At 60.0% G+C, this 26,505-nt stretch carries 23 protein-coding genes and 1 pseudogene; 13 read left to right on the top strand and 11 right to left on the bottom strand.

The features are described 5' to 3' along the window. Positions 1-98: 98 nt before the first annotated feature. Positions 99-575: a YMGG-like glycine zipper-containing protein gene (locus P3S72_RS02150; RefSeq protein ID WP_276195829.1), complete on the top strand. Its 477-nt coding sequence runs from the start codon at positions 99-101 to the stop codon at positions 573-575. A gap of 78 nt (positions 576-653) precedes the next feature. On the opposite strand, the gene P3S72_RS02145 is transcribed toward P3S72_RS02150, so the two are convergent. From P3S72_RS02145 to P3S72_RS02135, 3 genes are all read right to left on the bottom strand, one after another. Next, on the bottom strand, positions 654-1,085 hold the full coding sequence (locus tag P3S72_RS02145; RefSeq protein WP_253392607.1) for a thioesterase family protein: 432 nt from the start codon (positions 1,083-1,085) through the stop codon (positions 654-656). A gap of 23 nt (positions 1,086-1,108) precedes the next feature. Further along, positions 1,109-3,046 carry an ATP-dependent DNA helicase RecQ gene (locus tag P3S72_RS02140; protein WP_276195828.1) on the bottom strand — a complete coding sequence of 646 codons (1,938 nt, stop codon included), beginning with the start codon at positions 3,044-3,046 and terminating at the stop codon, positions 1,109-1,111. A gap of 284 nt (positions 3,047-3,330) precedes the next feature. After that, a complete protein-coding gene (locus tag P3S72_RS02135) occupies positions 3,331-4,506 on the bottom strand; it encodes a tetratricopeptide repeat protein (protein WP_276195827.1) in 1,176 nt (391 codons plus the stop codon). Between the two features lie 577 nt (positions 4,507-5,083). On the opposite strand from P3S72_RS02135, the gene P3S72_RS02130 reads away from it, so the two are divergent. Further along, on the top strand, positions 5,084-5,725 hold the full coding sequence (locus P3S72_RS02130; protein WP_276195826.1) for a DUF1493 family protein: 642 nt from the start codon (positions 5,084-5,086) through the stop codon (positions 5,723-5,725). Positions 5,726-5,778: 53 nt separating this feature from the next. Here the strand turns inward: P3S72_RS02130 and P3S72_RS02125 are convergent, their stop codons facing one another. From P3S72_RS02125 to hslO, 3 genes are all read right to left on the bottom strand, one after another. Next, positions 5,779-6,984, bottom strand: coding sequence for an ISL3 family transposase (locus P3S72_RS02125; RefSeq protein WP_276195825.1), 1,206 nt, complete (start codon positions 6,982-6,984; stop codon positions 5,779-5,781). Between the two features lie 143 nt (positions 6,985-7,127). Further along, positions 7,128-8,669 (bottom strand): phosphoenolpyruvate carboxykinase, encoded by a 1,542-nt coding sequence (locus P3S72_RS02120; protein ID WP_276195824.1) that lies wholly within the window; start codon positions 8,667-8,669, stop codon positions 7,128-7,130. A 179-nt stretch (positions 8,670-8,848) separates the two neighbouring features. Continuing rightward, entirely contained in the window at positions 8,849-9,751 is a 903-nt protein-coding gene (gene hslO, locus P3S72_RS02115; RefSeq protein WP_276195823.1) for an Hsp33 family molecular chaperone HslO, read from the bottom strand. A gap of 126 nt (positions 9,752-9,877) precedes the next feature. Between hslO and P3S72_RS02110 the strand changes: the two are divergent. Continuing rightward, a pseudogene (locus P3S72_RS02110) lies at positions 9,878-10,226 on the top strand (phosphoesterase); the annotation flags it as partial. A gap of 53 nt (positions 10,227-10,279) precedes the next feature. Here the strand turns inward: P3S72_RS02110 and P3S72_RS02105 are convergent. Continuing rightward, a complete protein-coding gene (locus P3S72_RS02105) occupies positions 10,280-10,687 on the bottom strand; it encodes a S4 domain-containing protein (protein ID WP_247401464.1) in 408 nt (135 codons plus the stop codon). 117 nt (positions 10,688-10,804) lie between these two features. Here P3S72_RS02105 and P3S72_RS02100 point away from each other — a divergent pair, with 117 nt between their 5' ends. Genes P3S72_RS02100 through rimK form a run of 3 tightly spaced genes read left to right on the top strand, consistent with a single transcriptional unit; the run spans position 10,805 to position 12,982 of the window. Further along, the gene (locus tag P3S72_RS02100) at positions 10,805-11,584 is read left to right on the top strand and encodes an EAL domain-containing protein (RefSeq protein ID WP_276195822.1); all 780 of its coding nucleotides are present in this window, start codon (positions 10,805-10,807) and stop codon (positions 11,582-11,584) included. A 46-nt stretch (positions 11,585-11,630) separates the two neighbouring features. Next, positions 11,631-12,080 carry an ATP-dependent zinc protease gene (locus P3S72_RS02095; protein ID WP_276197882.1) on the top strand — a complete coding sequence of 150 codons (450 nt, stop codon included), beginning with the start codon at positions 11,631-11,633 and terminating at the stop codon, positions 12,078-12,080. After that, positions 12,077-12,982, top strand: a complete 906-nt coding sequence (gene rimK, locus P3S72_RS02090; protein ID WP_049710586.1) for a 30S ribosomal protein S6--L-glutamate ligase — start codon at positions 12,077-12,079, stop codon at positions 12,980-12,982. Before P3S72_RS02095 ends, rimK begins: the two co-directional genes overlap by 4 nt. A gap of 76 nt (positions 12,983-13,058) precedes the next feature. Here rimK and P3S72_RS02085 read toward each other — a convergent pair whose 3' ends face one another. Next, entirely contained in the window at positions 13,059-14,372 is a 1,314-nt protein-coding gene (locus tag P3S72_RS02085) for an ATP-binding protein (RefSeq protein ID WP_247401471.1), read from the bottom strand. Positions 14,373-14,489: 117 nt separating this feature from the next. Beyond that, a complete protein-coding gene (gene ompR, locus P3S72_RS02080) occupies positions 14,490-15,230 on the bottom strand; it encodes a two-component system response regulator OmpR (RefSeq protein WP_133103043.1) in 741 nt (246 codons plus the stop codon). A gap of 357 nt (positions 15,231-15,587) precedes the next feature. Between ompR and P3S72_RS02075 the strand changes: the two genes are divergently transcribed. The 7 genes from P3S72_RS02075 (at position 15,588) to tauD (ending at position 23,816) form a co-directional block, all read left to right on the top strand. Then, positions 15,588-17,912 (top strand): Tex family protein, encoded by a 2,325-nt coding sequence (locus P3S72_RS02075; RefSeq protein WP_276195821.1) that lies wholly within the window; start codon positions 15,588-15,590, stop codon positions 17,910-17,912. Beyond that, complete coding sequence (locus tag P3S72_RS02070) at positions 17,912-18,295, top strand: PaaI family thioesterase (RefSeq protein WP_276195820.1); 384 nt, start codon at positions 17,912-17,914, stop codon at positions 18,293-18,295. Before P3S72_RS02075 ends, P3S72_RS02070 begins: the two co-directional genes overlap by 1 nt. A gap of 214 nt (positions 18,296-18,509) precedes the next feature. After that, a complete protein-coding gene (gene gshA, locus P3S72_RS02065; RefSeq protein WP_276195819.1) occupies positions 18,510-20,093 on the top strand; it encodes a glutamate--cysteine ligase in 1,584 nt (527 codons plus the stop codon). 265 nt (positions 20,094-20,358) lie between these two features. Next, the gene (gene tauA, locus P3S72_RS02060) at positions 20,359-21,336 is read left to right on the top strand and encodes a taurine ABC transporter substrate-binding protein (RefSeq protein WP_276195818.1); all 978 of its coding nucleotides are present in this window, start codon (positions 20,359-20,361) and stop codon (positions 21,334-21,336) included. Between the two features lie 16 nt (positions 21,337-21,352). Next, on the top strand, positions 21,353-22,132 hold the full coding sequence (gene tauB / locus P3S72_RS02055) for a taurine ABC transporter ATP-binding subunit (protein ID WP_253392582.1): 780 nt from the start codon (positions 21,353-21,355) through the stop codon (positions 22,130-22,132). After that, positions 22,129-22,965 carry a taurine ABC transporter permease TauC gene (gene tauC / locus P3S72_RS02050; protein ID WP_253392581.1) on the top strand — a complete coding sequence of 279 codons (837 nt, stop codon included), beginning with the start codon at positions 22,129-22,131 and terminating at the stop codon, positions 22,963-22,965. Before tauB ends, tauC begins: the two co-directional genes overlap by 4 nt. Before the next feature lie 14 nt (positions 22,966-22,979). Next, positions 22,980-23,816 carry a taurine dioxygenase gene (gene tauD, locus P3S72_RS02045; protein WP_276195817.1) on the top strand — a complete coding sequence of 279 codons (837 nt, stop codon included), beginning with the start codon at positions 22,980-22,982 and terminating at the stop codon, positions 23,814-23,816. 81 nt (positions 23,817-23,897) lie between these two features. Here the strand turns inward: tauD and mgrA are convergent, their stop codons facing one another. Together mgrA and P3S72_RS02035 are read right to left on the bottom strand one after the other, a co-directional pair. Then, on the bottom strand, positions 23,898-24,935 hold the full coding sequence (gene mgrA, locus P3S72_RS02040) for an L-glyceraldehyde 3-phosphate reductase (protein WP_276195816.1): 1,038 nt from the start codon (positions 24,933-24,935) through the stop codon (positions 23,898-23,900). A gap of 108 nt (positions 24,936-25,043) precedes the next feature. Next, positions 25,044-26,372, bottom strand: a complete 1,329-nt coding sequence (locus P3S72_RS02035) for an OprD family outer membrane porin (protein WP_276197881.1) — start codon at positions 26,370-26,372, stop codon at positions 25,044-25,046. Positions 26,373-26,505: the final 133 nt, after the last annotated feature.

Below are 26,505 nucleotides of genomic sequence, written 5' to 3'. Positions count from 1 at the left end.
TGGCGAATTGTGTACGAGTCGTGTTACTGGTCGGATTTCTATTGTCACAATGTCGACACAGCCTCAGGATCGCGCCGTCATCCTCTTGAGGTCTCTCTATGAAGTTCTCCTCGATTCTCTTGTTGTCCCTTGGACTGGTCAGTGGCGCAGCCATGGCCGGCGGCACCACCGAAGCCGGTGTGGGCGGCGCATTGGGCGGGGTACTCGGTTCGGTTGTCGGCCAGCAGGTCGGCGGTAACACCGGTTCGACCATCGGTGCGGCCCTGGGCGGCGCGGGCGGCAGTGCGGTTGGCGCCGACAAGCGCAGCCGCGGCGAAGCAGCCATTGGCGGCGCCCTGGGCGCAGCGGGCGGCAACGTGGTAGGCCGCAGCATGGGCGGCACCACCGGCAGCCTGATCGGCGCAGCCGCAGGCGGCGGTGCGGGTGGCGCACTGGGCAACTACATGGGCAACAAGAGCAATGAAGACGACCGTGGTTACCGTGGCCGTGACAACCGTCGTTATGACCGGGATGATCACCGTGGTCGTGGCCATGCCTATGGGCATCGCAAGAACAAGCATCACGACCGTGATTGATCAGATCTAGAGAACACTGAAGAAACAATGTGGGAGGGGCGGTGCGACGATTCGGCTTGCTCCCTCCCACATGGGTTTCTAGGCCACCAACCGCTGCAACGCCTCGCGCAACATCCCCGGAATCGTCACCGGCTGGTTCGTTCCCCGATCCACAAACACATGCACAAAGCGCCCCGCCGCACAGGCGTCCTCCTCGCCAGCCTTGAATACCGCCAACTCATACTGCACCGAGCTGTTGCCCAACTTGCCGACACGCAGGCCAATTTCGATGCGCTCGGGAAAGGCGATGGACGCAAAGTAATCACACGCCGAGCTGACCACAAACCCCACCACCTCGCCGTCATGAATATCCAAGCCACCGTGTTCGATCAGGTAGGTATTCACTGCGGTGTCAAAGAAACTGTAATAGGTCACGTTGTTCACATGGCCATACACATCATTGTCGTGCCAGCGCGTGATGATCGGCTGGAAGTGGCGGTAATCGGCGCGCTGGGGCATGGAGTCAGGCATGGGCACCTCTCGTCAAAGTGGGTTTACAGATTACTCAAATGGATTTCGGCCCACTCGCGGACCTCGGCGTAGGGGTAGTCCTCCAGCGCAGCAAAGCCAGGAATGCCGCGTGCCTTCAACTTGGTGAACAGCGGCACGCTGATACCCCCCAGGAACCGCGTCAGCCGTTCGGCGCCGGGCAGTTGGCCGTTGTGCTCATGATGCCTGTGGATAAAATCACCGCACAGCGCCATGAAGTTTTTATCCACAAGCGGCGCCAGGCTCGGCGGCGCGGGCAGATGCGCGACATGGCCGTGACACACAGAACAATGCCCGCAGCGCTGCGGCGCATTTTCATCACCAAAATACCGGGCCAGGCGCTGGCCCAGGCAGTGTTCGGTGGCAAACAGATCGAGCATCGCGTGAATCCGCGCCACTTCTGTGACCTCGTGTTGCTTGAAGCCTGTGTATAACTCGGCGCTCAACACCTGCGGGTCGAAATCGGTATTCAGCAGGCTGTAAACCTCCGTCATCTGCTTGCTTTCCAGCTCGATCAGGCCCTGTTCCTGGAAGTAATCCAGCGCTTTCACCACGCGATTGCGCTCGGCGTGGTGCTGTTGATAAAGCGCGTCGAAATCCACTGTCGCCCAGGTCTTGGCACGTTTACACACCTGGATGATCGCTGCGACAAACGCCTGCCGTTCCCCGGAAAACCGCGCCAACAAGGCGTCGGGCTCGATCAGGTACTTGAACCGGTACTCGGCGTAAAACGCATAGCGCGGCGCGATCACACCTTTGAGTTCCAACTGCACCAGCAGCGTTTTGAGGGGCAGCTCGCGGATGTTGCTGTGGTCCGACAGCGACCGCAGCAGAAACTCCCACTGCCCATCCCCCCGCGCCGCCTGCAACTCTTCCAGCACACGGCGAATGCCTTCCTGCTCGGGCGTGTCGCCGTACACGAAGTTTTCCAGCACATTGAGGCTGTCGCGGTTGGCGAGCACCAGGCAATCCGAGGGCTGCCCGTCACGCCCGGCACGGCCGATTTCCTGGCTGTAGTTCTCGATGGATTTGGGCAGGTCAAAATGCACCACATTGCGGATATCGCTCTTGTCGATGCCCATGCCAAACGCGATGGTGGCGACGATGCAATTGGAACGCCCGCCCATGAAGCGCTGCTGGATGCCCTCGCGTTTGTCGTGGGGCAGGCCGGCGTGATACGCCTCGGCCTGGATGCCATTGCGATTCAAGTGCTCGGCGATCTGTTCGGCGGTTTTCTGCAACGTGACGTAGACGATGCTCGGTTGGTTGGGCCGCTCGCTCATCCATTGCACCAGCCGCCGACGCTTGTCCGCGCCGCTCACCGGCTCTACCAACAGGTTGAGGTTCGGCCGGTAGAAGCCCGTGGTGATCACGTCGTCAGGCGCAATGGCGAACTTGGCCTGCATGTCGGCAATCACCTTGGGCGTCGCTGTAGCCGTCAGCAGCAGCGCTTGTGGGATATTGAACTGACGCTGGTAGTCCGGCAGCTTCAAATAGTCCGGACGGAAGTTGTGGCCCCATTCGGAAATACAGTGCGCCTCGTCCACTACCAGCAACGAAATGGGCACGCTTTGCAGGAAGTTGCGAAAACGCTCGTTCTTCAAGCGCTCCACGGAAATCATCAGGATTTTCAACTCACCCGAACGCGCACGAGCCATCACCTCATTGGCCTCATCGCGGCTTTGCGCCGAATCGATACTACCGGCCGAGATGCCATGGCGTTGCAGGAAACCCAACTGGTCCTGCATCAGCGCCAGCAACGGCGACACCACCAGCGTCAGGTGCGGTAGCAACACCGCCGACAACTGGTAACACAGGGACTTACCCGACCCGGTAGGAAAAATCGCCGCCGCCGAACGACCGGCCAGCACGGCACTGACCGCGGCTTCCTGGCCCAAACGAAATTGTGGATAACCAAAGACCTGCTGGAGGGTGTCGTGCATAAGCTGTCACTCCATTGACCGCTGAAGGTGGCTCAAAAACATAGCCTGGGATGCTCAGCGAATCGAGATAGGTCGCAAGGAAAAAAGAGACAGGATGATACACAGACTGGGGCAATGGCCTTGGGCCAAATGCGACAAGTTCGACTGTGTCAGTAGGAACATCACAAACCAAATGTGGGAAGGGGATTGCTCCCGATGGCGGTGTATCAGTCAGAAATTAATCGACTGAATTAGCGCCATCGGGAGCAACCCCCCTCCCACATTAGAACTGCCCTACAGCTAAATCAGCGGTTTTGCACGCGCTCGATAGCCGTGTCATACACCGGATTGGCCTTCTGCTCCTTGGCCAACTGGTAGTGACGCAACGCATCCGCGAACTGCCCCGCTGCTTCGTAGATCCGCGCAATGTTGTAGTAGGCGCCGGCACGCACGGTCGCAGCATTGGCACCGGTAGCGAGGGCGATGGCCTTGCGGTTGGCCCAGATCGACTCGGCGGTGTTGCCGGCCTTCTGATAGGCCAGGCCCAGGTTGCCGTAGGCTTTGCCGAAGCTATTGTCCAGGTCGATGGCCTGACGGAACAGGTCGATGGCTTCCTCCAGCTTGCCAGCCTGGTAGGCCGCTTCACCTTGCAGGTTCAGACGCTTCGCATCCGTTTGCGCGGAAGAGCTGACAGCCACGGCCGCGACTGCAACGCTGTCATCCAGCAACGGTTTGACTTCATTGAGCACGTCCTTGGCGTCCACCTTCACACCGCTGAAGGTGTTGATATCCTGGAAGTCACCGCTTCCGGTCATGCGGAACACTGTCCACAGGTTGCCACTGCGGTTTTTCGGCACGTAGTAAGTACGCACGAGGGACTGGCCCATGTACACGAACACCTTGGCCTCACTGTTGGACAGCTGACGCGAACCTGGGTTGGCGATGTTGGTGAAGTCATGCACGGCATACACGTAGCTTTCGCCGAAGTGTTTTTTCTGCAGGGTGATGGTTTCCGGGCCGTAGCTGTCGACGTCGTCCACATCCAGCTCAGCATCGGCACCCTGCTGATTCTCGAAGTAGATGTTGTTGCCGGGGAAAATCATGTGGGAGTCGAGGTCTTCCGGGGTCTTGCCCCAGGTCAGCACCACACGCAGGCCGTCGAGGTTTTCCATCACTGGGCTGATGGCGTAGGTCATGCCTGCACACGGGCACTTCACTACCAGGTTGGAATAGCCGGGCTTCTTGATGATCAGCAGGTTGCTGGCATCATCGGCCGCTTCGCTGGTGAGGGTCACCTGGCCCTGGGCGTTGGTACGGCCCACTACGTTCTGTGCGCCGTTACGTTGCAGCAGGACTTCGGCGTCGGCGATTTTCTGGTCCTTGACCACCGCACTGAGCACCTCGATTGGCAACTGCTCGGCCTGAACTGAAAACGCTACCGCACACAATGACATCGCCGAAGCGACACGAAGCAAACCCATGCTTAACTCCCTTTAAGTAGTGGACGGGATCGTCCTACAAGATTTTGCGGTGAAACATACGCTGAATTTAGAGCGCTGGCAGAATTTTTCTACAGATTGTGATGTGGTTTTATCGAGCACTGGGTACTACGCCAAGATCAGCTTTTGCCTTGGAGGACGGGCAAACGCAGCGCCCACAATTGATTGGTTTTACCCGGCAAGTCGCTAGCGAAATAAAAAATGCCGGAAGCGCCTGTAAGAAACCGTCAAATACAGCGTAATCCTCTTCCTAAACCGCTTCAAACACCCGCGTGGCCCTCTATAGAAGTGACCTGCGGCTGACCGAAAATAGCGGCTTCTCAACTATTTCGGCAAAAGCCCGTGAATTTAGAAAGGACTCAATACATCGGTCATTACGGCGTCACGCTCTCCGTGATTCGCTTCACCGTAAAGCCTAACGGCAAGCAAGCGCTCAGCGATTTGATATCTCGCAAACCCTGCAACTTGCATAGCGCAGACATCATCATCGGCCTCGATGCTCAGGCGAGCGGTGGCATAGACACTCAGCGCTCAAGCATCTCAATGCACGTGTATTCACATGAACCATAATCAATGGCTTTACCTACAGACGGCGTTATTTCTTGCCTGCTATTTATTGCTTTACTACAAAATCACCGACTGCATGCTAAGAAAGCGTTTCGCCGTTACCTTCGTCGTCACTGGGTTAGTCCTTTTGTTCTGGCTACCCTACGTCGCCATCATCCTTAGCATTCAACTCCTTCCTCTAGCCCTGTTATTGATAGGCTTGGCACTCTTCATCACCCGAAACAAATTTCGCCTCAAACGCAACCATCCCCCTCACCCACTCCTGCGTGCCCCCACCATGAACCTCGCCCCCAACTTCCCCGAAGACCCCGTCATGCAGCAGCTCCTGCAACTGCTGCACGAAGAAATCGGCCTGCCGAAACACAAGACCATTCGCCTGCAGACCTCACTCAACTTCGACCTCGGCTGCGACGGCAGCGAGGCCAAGCAACTCATGGAAGCACTGGAGCAGGAATTCGCCCTCGATCTGGGCGACTACGACACTTATCGTTACTTCAACCCACCGGTGTTTGATGTGTTCCTCAAGCGGCGGGCCAAGGGGCGTGGCGAAAAGGTGCCGCTGACCATCGGCATGCTTTATCTGGCGATCAAAACCCATAGCTGGGACACGCAGACGCTGGAAAATCTGAGCTAACCAGCAAAACAGCCGCAGGCGCCAACTGACCGTTCGCGCAAAAAAATGGTTCTTCACGGATTACCGGGAAAGACGCTCTTGATCTTCATGAAAAAGAATTCGCTATCCCGGTAACCATACGCCATACGCTTGATCACCTTTATTCGATTGTTTATTCCTTCCAACTGACCGGTGTGCATTGGCCAGCGAACCCGACTGACGATGCCTCGCCAGTAACCCTTTAGTCTTTTGGCAAACTGCATCAGGGCAGGTATCTCGCTTTCATGGGCGTGACGCAGCCATTGGTTCCAAGCTGATCTCCAGTCCCAGGCGGTGCTCGGCGTCCAGAGCGTTTTGAGTTCAGCCTTCATTAAATAGACCGTCATCAGCGACTGGTTGGCCGCCAGCAGATCCTGCAAATGAACCTGTTGCTCTGGGTTTTTCAGGTTCTCAGGATTGCGCAGCAGTAACCATCGCGCCTGCTTGATGACTTTGCGTGCAGGCCTGTCATGGCGCAGTCGATTGGCTTCGTCGACACGAACCCGGTCAATTACCTCTCGACCATATTTGGCCACCACATGAAAGAGGTCGTAGACCACTCGCGCTTTGGGGCAGTGGTGACGAACCTCCAGATCAAAAGCGGTGTTCATGTCCATCGCCACCGCTTCGATTAGCGCGCAGCCCTCGGGCCCCAGCTCTTCAAAAAAGGGTCTAACCGCCGCCCGACTACGGCCTTCGCCGATCCACAGCACCCGTCGCGTATCCGCATCCAGGACAACGGTGGCATAACGATGACCTTTGAAGAGTGCGAACTCGTCCATGACCAAGCGTCGCGGTTTCGCCTTTGGCAAAACGCTTAATGCTGCTTGCAGGGCTCGACGCTCCAGTAAACGAACGGTCTCCCAATGCAGGCCAAACATCTGCGCCACGTGCAGCGTTGGAAGGCGCTCGCACGCTTGAATGACGGCATCTGCCAGGCGCCGGGTCATGCGGGCATAGCGATCCAGCCAACTAACCGCCTCCATGCGCTTGCCACAATCGCGGCAACCAACGCGCCGGAGCAAAACGCTCAAGCGCACCGCATGGCCGAGAATAGGCAAGTCACGAATGATGCGCTCGCAATACTCATGAGTGGTTGAGCAGAGCTTTTGACAGCCGCCACAATATGGGAACCGGGTGGCATGGGGGATCAGGTCGATCTGAAGGGCATCGCCGTCAGGCTTGATGTTGACGACAGAAAAGCCCTCCCAAAAGGGAAGGAAAGTATTAATATCTCGCATAAGAACGCCGGTTTGTTAGATGTGTTTGCTCGCACGAACATCATCAACCAAATCGGCGTTCTTGTTTCTGTGTTTCCCGAGATTCCGTGAAGAACCAAAAAAAAGCCGCCCACATGGGGCGGCCTTTTCACAACGACCGAATCTTACAACTTCGGACCCGCTGCCTTGATCGCTTCGCTCACGTCAAACTTCTTGAAGTTCTCAACGAACAAACCCGCCAGCGCCTTCGCCGCTTCATCGTAGGCAGCCTTGTCAGCCCAGGTGTTACGGGGGTTCAACAGGCCGGTCTCAACGCCCGGCACAGCCAATGGCACGTCCAGGTTGATGGTGTTGAGGTGTTCGGTTTCAACGCCGATCAACGCGCCGCTCTGGATCGCTGCGATCACGCCACGGGTGGTCGGGATGTTGAAGCGTTGGCCGACGCCGTAGCCGCCGCCGGTCCAGCCGGTGTTGACCAGGTAGACCTTGGAGCCGAAGCCGCGGATGCGCTTGATCAGCAGCTCGGCGTATTCGCCAGCCGGGCGCGGGAAGAACGGCGCGCCGAAGCAAGTCGAGAAGGTCGACTTGATGCCGCTGCCCGAACCCATTTCAGTCGAGCCCACCAGTGCGGTGTAGCCGGACAGGAAGTGGTAGGCGGCTTGTTCTTCGCTGAGGATCGACACAGGCGGAAGTACGCCGGTCAGGTCGCAGGTCAGGAAGATCACCGCGTTTGGCTCGCCACCGAGGTTTTTCTCGGAACGCTTGGCTATGTGCTCAAGCGGGTAGGCGGCTCGGCTGTTCTGGGTCAGGCTGACATCGCTGTAGTCGGCGTGCTTGGCCTCGTCGATGACGACGTTTTCCAGAACGGCGCCGTGCTTGATGGCTTTCCAGATAACCGGCTCGTTCTTCTCGGACAGGTCGATGCACTTGGCATAGCAACCGCCTTCGATGTTGAACACCACGCCCTCGCCCCAGCCATGTTCGTCGTCACCGATCAGGTAACGGCTTTCGTCGGCGGACAGAGTGGTCTTGCCAGTGCCGGACAGACCGAAGAACAGGGTCACGTCGCCTGCTTCGCCGATGTTGGCGGCGCAGTGCATCGGCAGTACGTCGACGGCCGGCAGCAGGAAGTTCTGCACCGAGAACATGGCTTTCTTCATTTCACCGGCGTAAAGCATGCCGGCGATCAGCACTTTTTTCTGGGCGAAGTTGAGGATCACGCAACCATCGGAGTTGGTGCCGTCACGCTCAGGCACGCACTCGAAGTTGGCCACGTTGAGCACTTGCCACTCATCACGGCCGGCCGGGTTGTACTGGGCCGGATTGATGAACAGGCAAAGACCGAACAGGTTATGCCAGGCAGTCTGGGTGGTCATCTTCACGGCCAGGTAGTGGTCTTCGGAAGCCCCTACATGGACGTGGGAAACAAAATGCTCTTGCGCGTTGTTGAATGCCTCGACGCGAGCCCACAGGGCATCGAACTTGTCGGCCGGGAACTTGCGGTTGATCGGGCCCCAGGCAATGGCGTCCTGGGTCGAAGGCTCTTCAACGATGAAACGGTCAACTGGCGAACGGCCGGTACGGTGACCGGTTTCTACGACCAGCGCGCCAGTATCGGCAAGCACGCCTTCACCGCGCTGCAGGGCTTCTTTGACCAGATCGTCAACACTCAGATCGGTGTATACGGCGTTATTGGCTTGCGTCATGAGGTTCCCCGTCGGCCTATGGCCGAGTGCTCCAAACGTTTTGTAGTAGAAAGTTGCGCACTACTACCGCGAAAAAAGTGGGCCGGATTATGCCAGAAAAGCCCAAAAAAAGTAGGGCCCTCCCGTCAGAACAGCGCTAATCCGGCAATTGTCAGGTGATTTACCTGTGCTTAAACGTTTTAGTGGCGGGTATCAGAGGGCGTGTCGATACCAGCGCCGGCGAACAATTGGACGATATCAGCGGCGTCGAACAGGTACCGCTGGTTGCAAAACTGGCAGTCGATCTCGATATGACCACCGTGTTCCACCACCAGGTTTTGCGCATCTTCCAGGCCGAGGCTGACCAGCGCATTCGCCGAGCGCTCGCGGGAGCAACTGCAATGGAAGCGCAGGCCCTGCGCATCGAACAGGCGCACAGCCTCTTCGTGGTACAGGCGGTGCAGGATGGTTTCGTTGTCCAGGGCCAACAGCTCTTCAGCGGTCAGGGTGCCGGCCAGGGCAGTGAGGTTGCGCCAGCTTTCAGTGCGGTCGTCGTCATCCTTGATGCGGTCGGCGGGCAACTGTTGCAGCAACAGGCCACGGGCGCGCTTGCCGTCGGCGTTGAGCCAGAAACGCGTGCCAATCTGCTGGGACATGACGAAATAGTTGGTGAAGCAGTCCGACAGGTTTTCGCCGTCGAGGTCGACGATGCCCTGGTAACGCTGGCCTTCGGTCGGGTCGACGGTGAGCGCCAGCACGCCGTTGGGCATCAGGTCGGCCAGGGTGGCGTCAGGGGCGATCAGGTCAGCGTCATACCGGGCCAGACCACGGATCTCACGCTCGCTGGAGCACTCGATCATCAGCAACGGGACCGGACCTTCGGAGCGGGCTTGCAGGATCAGCAAGCCGTCGAATTTCATGCTGCCTACCAGCAGCGCCGCGGCGGCCATCAACTCACCGAGCAGTTGCGCGACAGGCTCCGGATAGGGGTGCTTGGCGAGGACTTCGGCATAGCTGCGCTCCAGCGAGACCAGTTCGCCACGGGCGTCGTTCTCGTCGAAGATGAAGCGTTGGGTGAAGTCGGTATCCGGTAAATCAGTCATAGGTCTAGGTATCTGAATTGATGACAAGATTATTACAAATTTTATAAAAATGAACGCTTTAGCACCATTATGGTGCGGCCCTCTCCTGAAAACAGAGAGCTTATAGAGAGCGAAGAGGGACAGTTTATGAACAATCCGGGTTTGTTCCAAGCCAAGTGGAATCCCCGGCGATGGGCTCTTTGCAATTTACTCGCAATCGGGCTGCTGTGTTTTTGGCTGTGGCCCGCGGGCCAGATGCTGTGCGTGTTTTTCGACGAGTGGCTGTTTCACCTGCTCAATGCCCCGCTGGCGAACAATTCGACCTGGCTGCATGCGTGGGCCGTGGCCAGCCAGCGGCGTTTGATGTCGATGCTGCTCAGCGGCGCTGATTCAGATGAGCGACTATTTCCCGGGGCTGGAGAAAACCTGCGCGTTGAAAGACCGTTCGAGCCAGGGTGTCCCTGGGGATCATGCTTCGGTGTTGCTGATCTGGGGGCCGGCGCGCGCTGCCACATGCATCGATCTGCTTTGCGCTGAAGATGTGCGCGGTCAATCGTCATTACCACTGCCGCGAAACTTGAACAGGTCACGGCGCTGCTTCTTGCTCGGCTTGCCATCGGTGGTCATGCCTGTGGCACCGGCCTTGCGCATGGCCGCTGCGTTTTCGCGCTTGGCAATGCTGGCTTCGGTCTCGGCGTACAGCGCCTGCGCTTCGGGCGCGCCACGGCGCACGGCGGAAAGCGCCTGGACCACGACCGTTTTTTCGTCAAACCCTATACGAATCTGCAACTCATCGCCGACGCGCGGCTCTTTGCCCGGCTTGCAGCGTTCGCCGCGATGATGCACCTTGCCACTCTCGATAGCGGCCTTGGCCAAGGCACGGGTTTTATAGAAGCGCGCCGCCCATAGCCACTTGTCCAGACGGATTTTGTCTTCCTCTGCCTGCTTCTGAGCCACTTGAATTCCTCGCACTGAAAAATGCCGCAACTTTAACTGTTGAAACGCTTCGACGCATAAACCCCAAGGCTCACCTAAGATACGCCAGGTAGCCGCCTGTTTTCGCGAGGATACGCTGTGACCGACTTCCCGACTTCACTCACATCGCCCAACCAGCGTTGCGTGGGCTGCCAGCAAAGCGAGCAATTGGGTTTTGATTTTGCATTCGCCTACCAACCGATCGTAGACCTTCGCGACCATTCGGTGTTCGCCCACGAAGCCTTGGTGCGAGGCACGCAGGGTGAGGGCGCGTTGTCGGTGTTAAACCAGGTCAACGATAGCAACCGCTACCGTTTCGACCAGCGCTGCCGCACCAAAGCGATCGCCGGCGCCGCCGCCCTGGGGATGCAAACCTATCTTTCCATCAATTTCATGCCCAACGCGGTGTATCGACCCGAGCTGTGCATTCGCAGCACCCTGGAGGCCGCCCGCACGCACAATTTTCCGCTGAATCAGCTGATTTTCGAGACGCTGGAAAGCGAGCACATAGATAACCATCGCCATTTGACGAATATTCTGCGTGAATACCGCGAATTCGGCTTCAAAACTGCCATCGACGATTTCGGCGCGGGCTATTCGGGGCTGAACCTACTGGCCGATTTCCAACCTGACTTGATCAAACTCGACATGGCGCTGATCCGCAATATCGACCAGGATCGTGTCCGCCAGGTCATCGTCCAGGGGATTGTCACAATCTGTGAGCAGTTGGGCGTTACTGTCATCGCTGAAGGCATTGAAAGTGCCGGTGAGCGTGACTTCCTGTCCGACTGTGGAATATTTCTGATGCAGGGCTACTGGTTCGCCAGACCCGCATTCAACGCGCTGGCCGAGGTTTCCCCTCAAGCCTGGGCGAATTGACCGGTTACCCATATTGAAGACATTTGACCATTTGACCGTTGTCGGTCTGCGTGAGTGGGTGGCACTTCCCGACTTGGGAGTGGCAGGCCTGCGCGCGAAGATCGACACCGGAGCCAGCACCTCAAGCCTGCATGCCACCGATATCGAGCCCTTTGAGCGCGACGGTGAGAAATGGGTGCGTTTTACCGCACACCTGGGCAGCGTCGTGCAGTTGCGTCACCGACGCTGCGAAGCGCCGCTGATGGCGATGAAAACCATCAAGAGCTCCAATGGTCATGCGCAGGTGCGCTATGTGATCAGCACCACCCTGGCATTGGGCGACCGGGTATGGCGGGTCGAATTCACCCTCGCCTGCCGCAAGGCCATGCGCTACCGCCTGCTCCTCGGTTCCAAAGCGCTGATTGACGGCCAGTTGGTGGTCAATCCCGGCGTCAAGTACGTTCAAGACAAGCCGGTGTTCCCGGTCTCTACTATTTCTGCCCCAGGTGCTGCATGAAGATTGCTGTGCTGTCGCGAAACCCGCGCCTATATTCCACCCGCCGCCTGGTCGAGGCCGGCACCGAACGCGGCCATGAAATGGTGGTGATCGACACGTTGCGTGCGTATATGAATATTGCCAGCCATAAGCCGCAGATCCACTACCGCGGCAAACCACTGGAAGGCTTTGACGCGGTAATCCCGCGTATCGGCGCCTCGGTGACCTTTTATGGCTGCGCGGTGCTGCGCCAGTTTGAAATGATGGGCGTCTCCCCGCTGAATGAATCCGTCGCGATTGCGCGCTCACGGGACAAGCTGCGCTCGCTGCAATTGCTCTCGCGCCGGGGTATCGGCCTGCCGGTTACAGGCTTTGCCCACTCTCCGGACGACATTCCCGACCTGATCGAAATGGTCAACGGCGCGCCGCTGGTGATCAAGGTGCTGGAAGGCACCCAGGGCATCGGCGTGGTGCTGTGCGAAACCGCCACGGCGGCGGAGTCGGTGATCGAGGCGTTCATGGGCCTCAAGCAGAACATCATGGTGCAGGAATACATCAAGGAAGCCGGCGGTGCGGATATCCGCTGCTTCGTGGTCGGCGACAAGGTGATTGCCGCGATGAAACGCCAGGCCAAGCCTGGAGAGTTCCGCTCCAACCTGCACCGTGGCGGCAGCGCCAGCCTGATCAAGATCACCCCCGAAGAACGCATGACCGCGCTACGGGCGGCCAAGGTCATGGGGTTGAGCGTGGCGGGTGTGGATATCCTGCGCTCCAACCATGGCCCACTGGTGATGGAAGTCAATTCATCACCCGGCCTGGAAGGCATCGAGACCACCACCGGCAAGGATGTGGCGGGGATCATCATTCAGCATCTGGAGAAGAGTGGTGGGGCGAATATGACCAGGACCAAAGGCAAGGGCTGATCGCGTAACACCTTAAACACGCTGAAAAACCTGTATGGGAGCGGGCTTGCCCGCTCCCATATTTGATCCTGGTTGTTTAAACCGCATCTCTGGGCAACATCAACCCCAACGGCAAGCGGACCCGTGCTTCAAGCCCGCCGTTCTCGCGATTGCGCAACTCAACATTGCCGCCATGCATCGAGGCAATCCGCCGCACAATCGCCAGCCCCAAACCGGTGCCCTTGCCACCCCGAGCGCGGTCGCCACGGGTGAAGGGGTTGAAAATGCCTTCCAGCTCGGCCGGGTCGATACCGGCCCCCCGATCCATCACGCTCAGCACCACATAGGGCGCAGCACTGTCACCGGAGACATACGCCGCCACTTCCACATCCGAGCCGGCGTGGTGCAAGGCGTTGCCGATCAGGTTGTTCAGCAGGCGCTTCATCGAGACCCGACGCAACGCGAACGGCTGGATCGGCTCCAGGCGCATGCGCACCTGCTCGCCATTCTGGTTGTAAGGCGCCACCACCTCGCGCACCAGGTCCGTCAGGTCGACGACTTCCACCACCTCGTCACGGCCGTCGCGGATAAATGCCAGGAACTGGTCAAGAATCGCATCCATGTCCTCGATATCACGCACCATGTCATCCGTGAGATCGGTATGGTCGCCCATCAACTCCAGGGACAGCCGCAAACGCGTCAAGGGCGTGCGCAAGTCATGGGACACGCCCGCGAGCATCAGCTCGCGCTCGCGCCCGGCCTGTTCGACATCCTCGGCCATCTGGTTGAACGCACTGTATACCTCGGTCATCTCACTGGGCGTGTCGCTGACCGGCAGGCGCACACTGCGCCCCTGTCCCAACTGGCGGGCGGCAAACACCAGGCGTTTAAGCGGTTGATTGAGCTGACGCACGAAAATCCACGCCGATGCCGTTGAAAGCAAGCCGATAGCCAGGAACCAGCCCAGCACGTTCCAGATCTTCTGCCCTCGCAAAGGGTGCGGATACAGCGGCACCTTCAGCCAATCTTCCCCCAGGCTCGGCGCGCGCACCCAGAGTGCGGGTGACACATGCATACGCAACCGCACTTCGGTGTCGTCGCCCAGTTCCGCCTGCATCTGGCGCTGGTAAATCTCACTGTAGGGCCAATGTTGCTCGCCTTCCGGCACACCTGCACCCGCCACGCGCACCAGCGTGGCCGCCTTGGCGATTTTTTCGCGGTTCTCGGGGTCGGCCGCCCAATAGGCGCGCAGGGTCAGGGCGACACCGTGGCTGTACTGTCGATCCACCAGCACGTCTTCGTTCATCAGCAGATAAACCAGCGTGAGTGCCTTGGAAAACAGAACGACGATAAGCACCAGCCAAAGGGTGCGGGAGAAAAAACTTTGCGGGAACCACAGCGGGGTTTTCATAGGAAACAGCTAGACACCTTGCAGGAACGAGCAGCGCTCGCAGAATTGCAGACGCCGGACATCCCGTCGACCCTCACGGAGCCAAACGCCAGGATGCCCGCCCCTGCAAATCATCGGTCACTTGGTTGCAGTGCCATCCGGCACAAACACATACCCCACGCCCCACACCGTCTGGATATAACGCGGTTTGGACGGGTCCGGCTCGATCATTCGTCGCAGACGAGAGATCTGCACGTCGATGGAGCGCTCCAAAGCATCCCATTCCCGACCACGGGCCAGGTTCATCAGTTTGTCGCGGGTCAGCGGCTGGCGTGCGTTCATCACCAGCGCCTTGAGCACGGCGAACTCGCCGGTGGTCAGCATGTGGACTTCATCGCCACGCTTGAGCTCACGGGTGGCCAGCGACAGTTCGTAATCGCCGAAGGTGACGCTTTCGTCCTCGCTACCGGGTGCGCCCGGCACCGGCGCTGCCTGGCGACGTAATACGGCCTTGACCCGCGCCATCAGCTCGTCCGGGTTGAACGGCTTGGCCAGGTAGTCATCAGCGCCCAGTTCGAGTCCCTTGATGCGGCTCAGCTCATCGCCCTTGGCGGTGAGCATGATGATCGGAATCTGGTTGTTCGCGCCGCGAAGGCGTTTGCAGGCGGTGAGGCCGTCTTCACCGGGCAACATCAGGTCGAGCACGACCAGGTTGAACACCTCACGCCCCAACAGGCGGTCCATCTGCTCAGTGTTTGGCACCGAGCGGGCACGGTAGCCCTTGGAGTTGAAAAAACGCTCCAGCAGGCTGCTCAGCCCCGGATCGTCATCAACGATGAGAATTTTTTCGCCTTCAGCAGTTTGTGCAGTGCTGCTCATTGGATGCTCCTCTTATCTCGGCGCGCATTATGGCCTAGCTGCGGTTATACGCACCGAGTGCATTGTTAGCAGATTTTTCCTCTACTGCCAGCGAACCCGCGCCCTACAACCTGTGGCGCAGTACCCCCCAAGGACAGAACGCTGGTTATAATGCGGCGCCTTCGTGCAGGGCAACGTCAGATCGTTACCGTTTACTGCCGGGCTTTTTTCACCCGCTTGTCGTGATTTTTTCGATTTCGAGGGTCAATAGGCAGCCTCTTGACCCAGGCAGCGGCGCCAGTCGGGCCGCTCAACCAGCCTCGCCGGGCCTTGTTTTTCCGGGCCTGCGAGCTGCTTTTAAGAATTTCAGGTGGTTTTATGGACAGCATCAACAGCCGCATCGCCGAGGAACTCGGTGCACGCCCCCAACAGGTCGAAGCGGCCGTCGCTCTACTGGATGAGGGCTCCACGGTGCCCTTCATCGCCCGTTACCGAAAAGAAGTGACCGGCAGCCTCGACGACATTCAACTGCGGCACCTGGAAGAGCGCCTACGCTACCTGCGAGAACTCGACGAACGGCGCATCAGCATCCTCGCCAGCATCACGGAGCAGGGCAAGCTGACCCCGCAATTGGAACGCGACATCAAACTCGCCGATACCAAGACCCGCCTCGAAGACCTTTACCTGCCGTACAAACAGAAGCGCCGCACCAAGGGCCAGATCGCCCTGGAAGCCGGCCTCGGCGACCTGGCCGACGGTCTGTTCAACGACCCCTCGATGACCCCGGACACCGAAGCCGCGCGCTTCATTAACGCCGAAAAAGGTGTCGCCGACGTCAAGGCCGCCCTCGAAGGCGCCAAGTACATCCTGATGGAGCGCTTCGCCGAAGACGCCAGCCTGCTGGAAAAGCTGCGCACCTACCTGAAGCAGGAAGCCATCCTCAGCGCCCGCGTGATCGCCGGCAAAGAGGAAGAAGGCGCCAAGTTCCGCGACTACTTCGAACACGACGAACCCCTCAAAAGCATGCCGTCCCACCGCGCCCTGGCGATTTTCCGCGGCCGCAACGAAGGCATTCTCAGCTCCGCGCTGAAAGTCGGCGACGAACTGCCGGGCACCATGCACCCGTGCGAAGGCATGATCGGTCAACAATTCGGCATCCAGAATCAGAACCGTCCTGCGGACAAGTGGCTCGGTGAAGTGGTGCGCTGGACCTGGAAGGTCAAGCTCTACACCCACCTGGAAACCGACCTGCTCGGCGAGTTACGTGACGGCGCCGAAACCGAAGCGATCAACGTATTCGCCCACAACCTGCACGACCTGCTGCTGGCCGCACCGGCCGGCCCGCGTGCCACCCTGGGCCTCGACCCAGGCCTGCGCACCGGCTGCAAGGTCGCCGTGGTCGATTCGACCGGCAAGCTGCTCGACCACGCCACCGTGTATCCGCACGTGCCCCACAACAAGTGGGACCAGACGCTCGCGATCCTGGCGGCCCTGTGCGCCAAGCACGCGGTAGACCTGATCGCCATCGGCAACGGCACCGCCAGCCGTGAAACCGACAAACTGGCCGCCGAACTGATCAAAAAATACCCAGCCATGAAGATGACCAAGGTCATGGTTTCCGAGGCCGGCGCTTCGGTGTACTCGGCATCGGAACTGGCTTCCAAGGAATTCCCGGACCTCGACGTGTCGATCCGTGGCGCGGTGTCCATCGCCCGTCGCCTGCAAGACCCGCTGGCCGAACTGGTGAAAATCGATCCGAAATCCATCGGCGTCGGCCAATACCAGCACGACGTGTCGCAGCTGAAACTGGCGCGCGGCCTGGATGCGGTGGTGGAAGACTGCGTAAACGCCGTGGGTGTGGACGTGAACACCGCCTCCGTCGCACTGCTGGCGCGGATCTCCGGCCTCAACGCGACCCTGGCGCAGAACATCGTGACCCACCGCGACGAAAACGGGGCGTTCAAGACCCGCGCCGCGCTGAAAAAAGTCGCACGCCTGGGTGAAAAAACCTTCGAACAGGCTGCCGGTTTCCTGCGCGTCATGAACGGCGACAACCCGCTGGACGCCTCGGCGGTTCACCCGGAAGCCTACCCGCTGGTGCAACGCATCGCCGCCGAGACCGACCGCGACATCCGCTCGCTGATTGGCGACGCCGCGTTCCTCAAGCGCCTGGACCCGAAGAAGTACACCGACGAAACCTTCGGCGTGCCGACCATCACCGACATCCTGCAAGAGCTGGAAAAACCTGGCCGCGACCCACGCCCAGGGTTCAAGACCGCCGAGTTCCAGGACGGCGTCGAAGACCTCAAGGACCTGCAACTGGGCATGATCCTCGAAGGCGTGGTGACCAACGTGACCAACTTCGGTGCCTTTGTGGACATCGGCGTGCATCAGGACGGTTTGGTGCATATCTCCGCGCTTTCGGAGAAGTTCATCAAAGACCCACGCGAAGCGGTGAAGGCCGGTGACGTGGTCAAGGTCAAGGTCATGGAAGTCGACATCCCGCGCAAACGCGTCGGCCTGTCGATGCGCATGAGCGACACCCCCGGCGAGAAAATCGACGGTGCCCGTGGCGCCCGCCCGGGCTCGGCGCCACGCCAGTCGCAAAACAACGCGCCGCGCAAGGAAACCGCGATCGCAGCGCCGAGCAACAATGCCATGGCCTCGCTGTTCGCCAACGCCAAACAGTTGAAGAAGCGCTGATGGAGATTCCGGCCGGTTTGACCCAGAGCGCGTTCAGCGAACTGATCGGCTGCCGCCTGCAACGCCTGGAGCAGGGCGTTGCCGAGGTGGCCCTGAGCCTGGAGCCGCAACTGCGCAATCGCGCAGGCAAGCTCCATGGCGGGGTGATTTTCAGCCTGGTCGACATCACCATGGGGCTGGCCTGTTCCAGCGCCCACGGGTTCGACCAGCAGAGCGCGACCATCGAATGCAAAATCAACTACATCCGTGCGGTGGAAAACGGCGACGTGCTGTGTACCGCACGGGTTATTCACCCGGGTCGGCGCACGTTGGTGGTCGAGGCCGACGTGTACCAAGGTGAAAGACTTGTCGCAAAAGCGCAGGGCACCTTCGCTGTCCTATAGCTCCCCACCCTCGATTTGAGTTAATTTCGGCGCTGCGATAACGGCGTCGGAATTTTCTTGCTGCGCTATAGCCCAATTCATGGAGTGAAGTAGGCTTTTTCAAAACGGGTCAAATCGACTCAAAACCAGGCGATCACGCCAGTTTTAACTTCACCCTTGTAGACCGTCCTGCCCACCCCCATATTGGGGCGACTGACGCGTGAAGGAATCCAACTTGAGCGAACTTCTCAACCGCCGCCTGGCCCTGCTCGGCAAGCGCGAACACCTCTCCCTGCTGGAGCATTGCTTGCACGGCATCGAGCGCGAATGCCTGCGTGTCACCCATGAAGGTCGCCTGGCGCAGACGCCGCACCCCGAAGCCCTGGGCGCCGCGCTGACCCACGCACAGATCACCACCGACTACTCGGAATCGTTGCTGGAATTCATCACCCCAGCCCTGCCCAACCCGGCCGATACCCTGAGCAATCTGGACAAGATCCATCGCTTTGCCTACAGCAAGCTCGGCAGCGAATACCTGTGGAGCCCCTCGATGCCGTGCCCGTTGCCGGCCGAGGAAGACATTCCGATTGCCTACTACGGCACCTCCAATATCGGACAGCTCAAGTACGTGTATCGCAAGGGCCTGGCCCTGCGTTACGGCAAGACCATGCAGTGCATTGCCGGCATCCACTACAACTTTTCCCTACCGGAACACCTGTGGCCGCTGCTCAAGGAAGCGGAAGGGTTCGTCGGCACCGATCGCGACTATCAGTCCAACGCCTATATCGCCCTGATCCGTAACTTCCGCCGCAACAGTTGGCTGCTGATGTACCTGTTCGGTGCCTCGCCGGCACTGGACGCAGGCTTCCTGCGCGGCCGTTCGCACCAGTTGGACGTGCTGGATGCCGACACCTTGTACCTGCCGTATGCCACCAGCCTGCGCATGAGCGACCTGGGTTACCAGAGCAACGCCCAGGCCGGCCTGACACCGTGCTACAACGATTTGGCCAGCTACACCGACAGCCTGCGCGAAGCGGTGGCAACGCCCTACGCGCCTTATGTCGAAGTCGGCACCCACAAGGACGGCGAGTGGGTGCAACTCAACACCAACATCCTGCAGATCGAAAACGAGTACTACTCCAACATCCGTCCCAAGCGTGTGACTTACACCGGCGAGCGGCCGATCCAGGCGCTGATGGCCCGTGGCATCCAGTACATCGAAGTGCGCTGCCTGGACATCAACCCGTTCCTGCCGATGGGTATCGACCTGCAGGAGTCGCGTTTCCTCGATGCTTTCCTGCTGTATTGCGCGCTGAACGACAGCCCGCTGTTCGCCGACAACGAGTGCGGCAACGCCACGTCGAACTTCCTCAGCGTGGTCAAGGAAGGCCGGCGTCCGGGTCTGCAACTGCAGCGCAAGGGCCAGGCGGTGGACATGAAGGAATGGGCCACCGAGTTGCTGGAAAAGATCGCACCGTTGGCCGCCCTGCTCGACGAGAGTCACGGCATTACCGAACACAGCCAGGCACTGGACGCCCAGTTGGCCAAGGTCAACGACCCGTCCCTGACGCCGTCGGCCCAGGTGCTGGCCGCGATGGCCGAGCGCAAGGAAAGTTTTGCGCAGTTCTCCCTGCACCAGAGCGAGGTGCATGCCGAGTATTTCCGCAAGGAGCCGCTGCCGGCCGCAGAGCAGGCGCACTTTGAAGAACTGGCGCGCACCTCGCTGGCGCAACAGGCGGAACTGGAGCAGAACGAAGTGGGCGATTTCGATGTGTTTGTCGGCTCGTACCAGGCCAGCATCCTCGCGATCAGCAACTAAAAGCCGAACTCGTTCCCTCAGGGGAATGAGCTCTAATGTGGGAGGGGGCTTGCCCCCGATGACGGTGGGTCAGTCAGTACATGCATTGACTGATCCACCGCCATCGGGAGCAAGCCCCCTCCCACATTTACCCTCATTGGGGTGAAGAATCCCCTCCACCCTTCTCCTCATAAGCTAATTCGAAAAAGTTATTTATTTTCGAGTTCTTAGATCATTTAGTCTCCTCACATGCCGATTCTCGGCGGCCTGATTGAGGAGCTTCCCCTTGAAACTGCTTACCCCTCTGCGCCTATTGGCCGCGTTGTCCCTGGCCGGTGCCAGCCTGTTTGCCCAGGCGACGGATGTGACCATCGCCTACCAGACCACCGTGGACCCGGCGAAAGTCGCCCAGGCCGACGGTGCGTATGAAAAAGCCACGAACGCCAAGATCGACTGGCGCAAATTCGACAACGGCGCCGACATCATCGCCGCCATCGCGTCCGGCGACGTGCAGATCGGCTACCTCGGTTCCAGCCCGCTGACCGCAGCCATCACGCGCAAAGTGCCGGTGCAGACCTTCCTCGTCGCCACCCAGATCGGCGGTGCCGAAGCCCTGGTGGCGCGTAACGGTTCGGGGATCAACAGCCCGCAGGACCTGATCGGCAAAAAAGTCGCCGTGCCGTTCGTGTCCACCGGCCACTACAGCCTGCTGGCCGCGCTGAAGCACTGGAACATCGACCCGTCGAAAGTGACCATCCTCAACCTCGCGCCGCCAGCCATCATCGCCGCCTGGAAGCGCGGTGATATCGACGCCACCTACGTGTGGGACCCGGCCCTGGGCGTGGCCAAGGAAAACGGCAAGGTGCTGATCACTTCCGGCGAGCTGGCCACGTTCGGCGCGCCGACCTTCGACGCGTGGATCGTGCGTAAGGACTTCGCCGAGAAGCACCCGGAAATCGTCAGCGCTTTCGCCAAAGTCACCCTGGATGCCTACGCCGCATACCGCAAAGACCCACAAGCCTGGCTCGCCGACAAAGCCAACGTCGACAAGCTGGTGAAGCTCTCCGGCGCCAAGGCCAGCGACATCCCTGCGCTGCTGCAAGGCAATGTCTACCCGCTGGCCGCTGAGCAGGTGACCCTGCTGGGCGCGCCAACCACCAAGGCAGTGACGGATACCGCGGCGTTCCTCAAGGAACAAGGCAAGGTCGAAGCGGTGCTGCCGGACTACGCCCCCTATATCAGCGCCAAGTTCATTACCCACTGATCAGGAGTTCATCGCGATGGCCTTGCTACAACTGGAGCGCATCAGCGCACAGTACCCAGGCGCCACAGAACCGGTACTGTCTGACATTTCACTCGAACTTGGGCCCCAGCAATTGCTGGTGGCCCTCGGCCCGTCCGGCAGTGGCAAGACGTCGCTGTTGAACTTGATTGCCGGTTTTGTCGAACCCTCTGCCGGGCGCATCAGCCTCGATGGCGTGCCGGTCAAAGGCCCGAGTGCCGAGCGCGGCGTGGTGTTCCAGGACGATGCCCTGCTGCCCTGGCAGGACGTGCTGGCCAATGTCGGCTTCGGCCTGGAGCTGGCCGGCGTGAGCAAGGCGCAACGCGAAGTGCGCGCCCGGGAAATGCTCGCGCTGGTGGACCTGGCCGGTTTCGACAGCCGGCGCATCTGGCAACTGTCCGGCGGCCAGAAGCAACGTGTCGGCCTGGCCCGCGCCTTGGCGGCAGACCCGCGTGTGCTGCTGATGGACGAACCCTTCGGCGCCCTCGATGCGTTCACCCGCGAACAGATGCAGGAGCTGCTGCTGCAAGTCTGGCGGCGCACGGCCAAGCCGGTGTTCCTGATTACCCACGACATCGAAGAAGCGGTATTTCTCGCCACCGATTTGATCCTGCTGGCACCCAACCCCGGTCAGATCGTCGAGCGCCTGCACCTGGATTTCGGCCAGCGCTATGCCGCCGGCGAGTCTGCGCGAGCGATCAAATCCGACCCGCGCTTTATCGAAACCCGCGAACACGTGCTGGGCAAAGTGTTCTCCCAACGGCAGGTGTGCGCATGAGCAGCTACGAACTTCCCGCCACGGCCGCCAAGCCGGTGGCGCACGCGGTTATCCCGCTGCGGCGCAGCCTCAGCACACGCTGGATCAGCCTGCTGACGCTGATCGCCTTGCTGGCGATCTGGTGGGCCGTGACCGCCAGCGGCCTGATCGAACCGCTCTTCCTGCCACCGCCGTCCGCCGTGCTGCAAAAAGGCTGGTTGCTGGCGACCACGGGCTACATGGACTCCACCTTGTGGCAGCACCTCGGCGCGAGCCTCGGCCGCATCGGCTTGGGCCTGGGTTTTGCGGTGCTGACCGCGGTGCCGGTGGGAATTGCCATCGGCTCGAATCGTATCGCCCGGGGCATTCTCGACCCGCTGATTGAGTTCTACCGGCCGATTCCACCCCTGGCCTACCTGCCGCTGATCGTGATCTGGTGCGGCATCGGCGAGCTGTCCAAGGTGCTGCTGATCTACTTGGCGATCTTTGCGCCGATCGCCATCGCCACCGCGACCGGCGTGCGCACGGTCGACCCGGCCAAGCTGCGTGCCGCGCAGTCGTTGGGCGCCACGCGCGCCCAACTGATTCGCCACGTGATCCTGCCGAGCGCCCTGCCCGACATCCTCACCGGTGTGCGCATCGGGCTGGGCGTGGGCTGGTCGACATTGGTCGCCGCCGAGCTGATCGCCGCCACCAGCGGCCTGGGCTTCATGGTGCAGTCGGCGGCGCAGTTCCTGGTCACCGATGTGGTGGTGCTGGGGATTCTGGTGATCGCGCTGATCGCCTTCGCCATGGAAATGGGCCTGCGTGCCCTGCAGCGTAAATTAGTGCCGTGGCATGGCCAGGCACACTGAGTGATGAGAACCCCATGAGCCGCCTGACCGTTACCCCATTAAGCACCGCCCTTGGCGCCCAGATCAGTGGCGTCGATATCACCCAGCCGCTGAACCCCGAACAGCGCGACGCCATCGAACAGGCGTTGCTCACCCATTCGGTGCTGTTCTTCCGTGACCAGCCGCTCACCCCGCAGCAACAAGCACGTTTCGCGGCGAACTTCGGCGACCTGCACATTCATCCGATCTACCCTAACGTGCCGGAACAGCCCGAAGTACTGATCCTCGACACCGCCGTCACCGACGTGCGTGACAACGCCGTATGGCACACCGACGTGACCTTCCTGCCGACTCCGGCCCTCGGTGCGGTGCTGAGTGCCAAGTTGCTGCCGGCGTTTGGTGGCGACACGTTGTGGGCCAGCGGGATTGCCGCGTATGCGGCCCTGTCCGAGCCGTTGAGGGGGCTGCTCGATGGGCTCACCGCCACGCACGACTTCATCAAATCCTTCCCGCTGGAGCGCTTTGGCAACACTGCCGAAGACCTGGCGCGCTGGGAAGAAACCCGCAAGAAGAACCCACCGCTGACGCACCCGGTGGTGCGCACCCACCCGGTAAGCGGGCGCAAGTCGCTGTTTGTCAGCGAGGGCTTCACCACCAAAATCAATGAACTGGAACCGGCGGAAAGCGAGGCGATCTTGAAGCTGCTGTTCGCCCACGCGACACGCCCGGAGTTCACGATTCGCTGGTGCTGGCAGGAGAATGACGTGGCGTTCTGGGATAACCGCGTCACCCAGCATTACGCGGTGGATGACTACCGGCCGCAGCGGCGGGTGATGCACCGGGCGACGATTTTGGGGGATGTGCCGTTCTGAGCCGAACACGAGAGTCGCCACACTGAAAATCAAATGTGGGAGGGGGCTTGCCCCCTCCCACATTGACTGTGTGCTGCCAGGTTATTCAGCCGTCGATGGCTTTTCCCACAAGTTAATCCCGCCTTCCAGCGCAAACCGATCGATCTCCGCCAGTTCCTCGACGGTGAAACTCAGGTTCTTCAGCGCCCCGACGTTTTCAATAATCTGCTCCGGCCGGCTCGCGCCGATCAGCGCACTGGTCACCCGTGGGTCACGCAGGGTCCAGGCCAAGGCCAGTTGGGCCAGGCTTTGGCCGCGGCGCTTGGCGATTTCATTCAGCGCACGCACGTGAGCGATGTTGGCTTCGGACAGGTGCTTGGCCTGCAACGAACCGCCACCGGGGCGATTCACCCGCGCATCGGCCGGCACACCATTGAGGTACTTGTCGGTCAACAGCCCCTGGGCCAACGGCGTGAACGCGATCACCCCGGCACCGAGGGCTTCGGTGGTGTCGAGCAGGTCTTTTTCCACCCAGCGGTTGAGCAGGTTGTAGGCCGGTTGGTGGATCAGCAGCGGGACTTTCCACTCGTTGAGCAGGGCTGCGATTTCGCGGGTTTTCACCCCGGAGTAGGAGGAAATACCAATGTACAACGCCTTGCCTTGTTGCACGGCGGTGGCAAGGGCGCTGGCGGTTTCTTCCAGGGGTGTGTCGGCGTCGAAGCGGTGCGAATAGAAAATATCCACGTAGTCGACGCCCAGGCGTTGCAGGCTCTGGTCCAGGCTCGCCAGGATGTATTTGCGCGAACCGCCGCCCTGGCCATATGGGCCGGGCCACATGTCCCAGCCGGCCTTGCTGGAGATGATCAATTCGTCGCGGTAGTGCTTGAAGTCTTCGCGCAGCAAACGCCCGAAGTTGATCTCGGCGCTGCCATACGGCGGGCCATAGTTGTTGGCCAGGTCGAAGTGGTTGATGCCTAAGTCGAACGCGGTGCGCAGCAGGGCGCGCTGGGTATCAATCGGAGTGCTGTCGCCAAAGTTGTGCCACAGCCCCAGGGACAGCGCCGGCAGCACCAAGCCACTGCGGCCGACGCGGCGATAAGGAATAGATTCATAGCGGTTTTCGGCAGCGATATAAGTCATCGAATCCTCTCTTGGACGGGGGCAAATAAGGCCTGGGAATAAGCCTATTCCCAGGCCTTTTAAGCAGCTGAATCGCTTAACGTTGCCCTTCCGTTTTACAGCAAACGCCTACCAAAGTGGAACGACATAGCTGACATAAAAGCGGTTTTCATCCTGCACGGTGGCACCGGTAATGTCCGGGCTGGCGTGGGCATTTTTCCAGGTCACGCCCAGGCCCTTGAGGGTGCCGGTCGGCACTTGGTAGGCCACGGCAACGTTGCGTTCCCATTCGCTGGTAGTGCCCTGTGCGGTGCGGATGTCATCGCCATGGGCATAGGCGGCGGAGAATGTCAGACCGTTGAGGCCCAGTTTGCCGAAGTCATATTTATACTGCGCCAGCCAGGTGCGTTCGCCGGCGTGCTGGAATTTGTTCAACTGCATGTTGGTCAGCGCCGGGGTGTCGGCACCTGAGCCTGGGCCCTGACGGTTGTCGCCGCTGTTCAGGCCGGAATCCAGGTACGGGAAGTCGCTGCTGCCGCTGTTTTTCTGGATGCCGAGACCGACGGTGTGACCGTCCAGGCTGTAGCTTTCCAACAGGCTGACGGTGGACTGGTTGATGCGGCCCTTGTTCACGCCATCGCCATAGACACCCGCTGCCGAATAATTCTTGTCGCCATCGGCGTTACCGCCCACCCCCAGGCTGCGGAACATACGCACATCGGTGTCGATCGCACCGACCGACAAGGCGTCATGGCGCTTGGCACCGAGGAAGAACTGTTGGTAGTAATCCTCAAGGTTGGAATACCACAGGCTGACGGTGGTGCCCGGCAAGCCGGTGTAGTCGGCACCGCCGAAGAGGAAGCGATCGCTCTCCTTGGTGCCGCCGGCGGTGATCATGCCCTGGTCGCCGGTTTCATTGCGGATCTTGGTCTTGAAGATATCGCCACCGGTGAAGGTGAAGTCGGTGAGGTCCTTGGAGACCAGTTGCACACCGGTGTTGGTCTGCTGGTACAGGCGGCCGTCGGTGTTGGCCAGCACCGGGTTGTTGCCATACAGCGTACCGATCCGCAGTTCATCCTTGGCGAAGCGCGTCTTGAACGTTGGGCTCAGCACGCCGAACTGGTCAGCGGATTTGCCGTTGTCCAGCGGGAACATGCTGCCGGGGTAGCGGCCCTGGTGGTCTTTGTCATTGAGGTCGCCGCCGGAGTCCAGTTTCAAACCGTAGAACGCCTGCAAGTCGAGGCCGAAACCCACGGGGCCCTCGGTGTAGCCGGACTTGAAGTTGAACTCGAAACCCTGGCCCCAATCACGAATGCTATGGGCCTTGGCGTTGCTGCCGACCACGTCACGCCCCTGCTGGTTGAGATAGCGGTTGAGCAGGGTCACATCGGCGTGGCTGTCATCGATAAAATCGGCATGGGCGGACAGCATAAAGCTCGCCATGGCGACACCCACCATGGGGCTTAATAACGTCTTCATTGTTACCGGTCTCCGTCACTGTTCTGAAATGAAAGCGTCAAACGCTTCACACAATTACGCAGTGGCCAGATGACAGTTGCGCGTCAAAACGCGGTTGGGGCACATGAAATTA

Origin of the sequence: Pseudomonas sp. D3, from assembly GCF_029320995.1 — a bacterium.
In the GTDB taxonomy this organism is placed as follows: Bacteria; Pseudomonadota; Gammaproteobacteria; order Pseudomonadales; family Pseudomonadaceae; genus Aquipseudomonas; species Aquipseudomonas paraveronii.
This window is presented reverse-complemented; position numbering and strand designations above follow the sequence as displayed.

Coding starts and splice junctions, on each gene's coding strand:
- mgrA (WP_276195816.1), bottom strand. CDS start 24,935: ATGACTTATATCGCTGCCGAAAACCGCTATGAATCTATTCCTTATCGC.
- P3S72_RS02125 (WP_276195825.1), bottom strand. CDS start 6,984: ATGCGAGATATTAATACTTTCCTTCCCTTTTGGGAGGGCTTTTCTGTC.
- P3S72_RS02085 (WP_247401471.1), bottom strand. CDS start 14,372: ATGAAAACCCCGCTGTGGTTCCCGCAAAGTTTTTTCTCCCGCACCCTT.
- hslO (WP_276195823.1), bottom strand. CDS start 9,751: ATGACTGATTTACCGGATACCGACTTCACCCAACGCTTCATCTTCGAC.
- P3S72_RS02070 (WP_276195820.1), top strand. CDS start 17,912: ATGGAGATTCCGGCCGGTTTGACCCAGAGCGCGTTCAGCGAACTGATC.
- P3S72_RS02035 (WP_276197881.1), bottom strand. CDS start 26,372: ATGGTGGGTGTCGCCATGGCGAGCTTTATGCTGTCCGCCCATGCCGAT.
- P3S72_RS02120 (WP_276195824.1), bottom strand. CDS start 8,669: ATGACGCAAGCCAATAACGCCGTATACACCGATCTGAGTGTTGACGAT.
- tauC (WP_253392581.1), top strand. CDS start 22,129: ATGAGCAGCTACGAACTTCCCGCCACGGCCGCCAAGCCGGTGGCGCAC.
- tauD (WP_276195817.1), top strand. CDS start 22,980: ATGAGCCGCCTGACCGTTACCCCATTAAGCACCGCCCTTGGCGCCCAG.
- P3S72_RS02135 (WP_276195827.1), bottom strand. CDS start 4,506: ATGGGTTTGCTTCGTGTCGCTTCGGCGATGTCATTGTGTGCGGTAGCG.
- P3S72_RS02140 (WP_276195828.1), bottom strand. CDS start 3,046: ATGCACGACACCCTCCAGCAGGTCTTTGGTTATCCACAATTTCGTTTG.
- P3S72_RS02145 (WP_253392607.1), bottom strand. CDS start 1,085: ATGCCTGACTCCATGCCCCAGCGCGCCGATTACCGCCACTTCCAGCCG.
- P3S72_RS02130 (WP_276195826.1), top strand. CDS start 5,084: ATGAACCATAATCAATGGCTTTACCTACAGACGGCGTTATTTCTTGCC.
- P3S72_RS02075 (WP_276195821.1), top strand. CDS start 15,588: ATGGACAGCATCAACAGCCGCATCGCCGAGGAACTCGGTGCACGCCCC.
- rimK (WP_049710586.1), top strand. CDS start 12,077: ATGAAGATTGCTGTGCTGTCGCGAAACCCGCGCCTATATTCCACCCGC.
- tauB (WP_253392582.1), top strand. CDS start 21,353: ATGGCCTTGCTACAACTGGAGCGCATCAGCGCACAGTACCCAGGCGCC.
- P3S72_RS02150 (WP_276195829.1), top strand. CDS start 99: ATGAAGTTCTCCTCGATTCTCTTGTTGTCCCTTGGACTGGTCAGTGGC.
- ompR (WP_133103043.1), bottom strand. CDS start 15,230: ATGAGCAGCACTGCACAAACTGCTGAAGGCGAAAAAATTCTCATCGTT.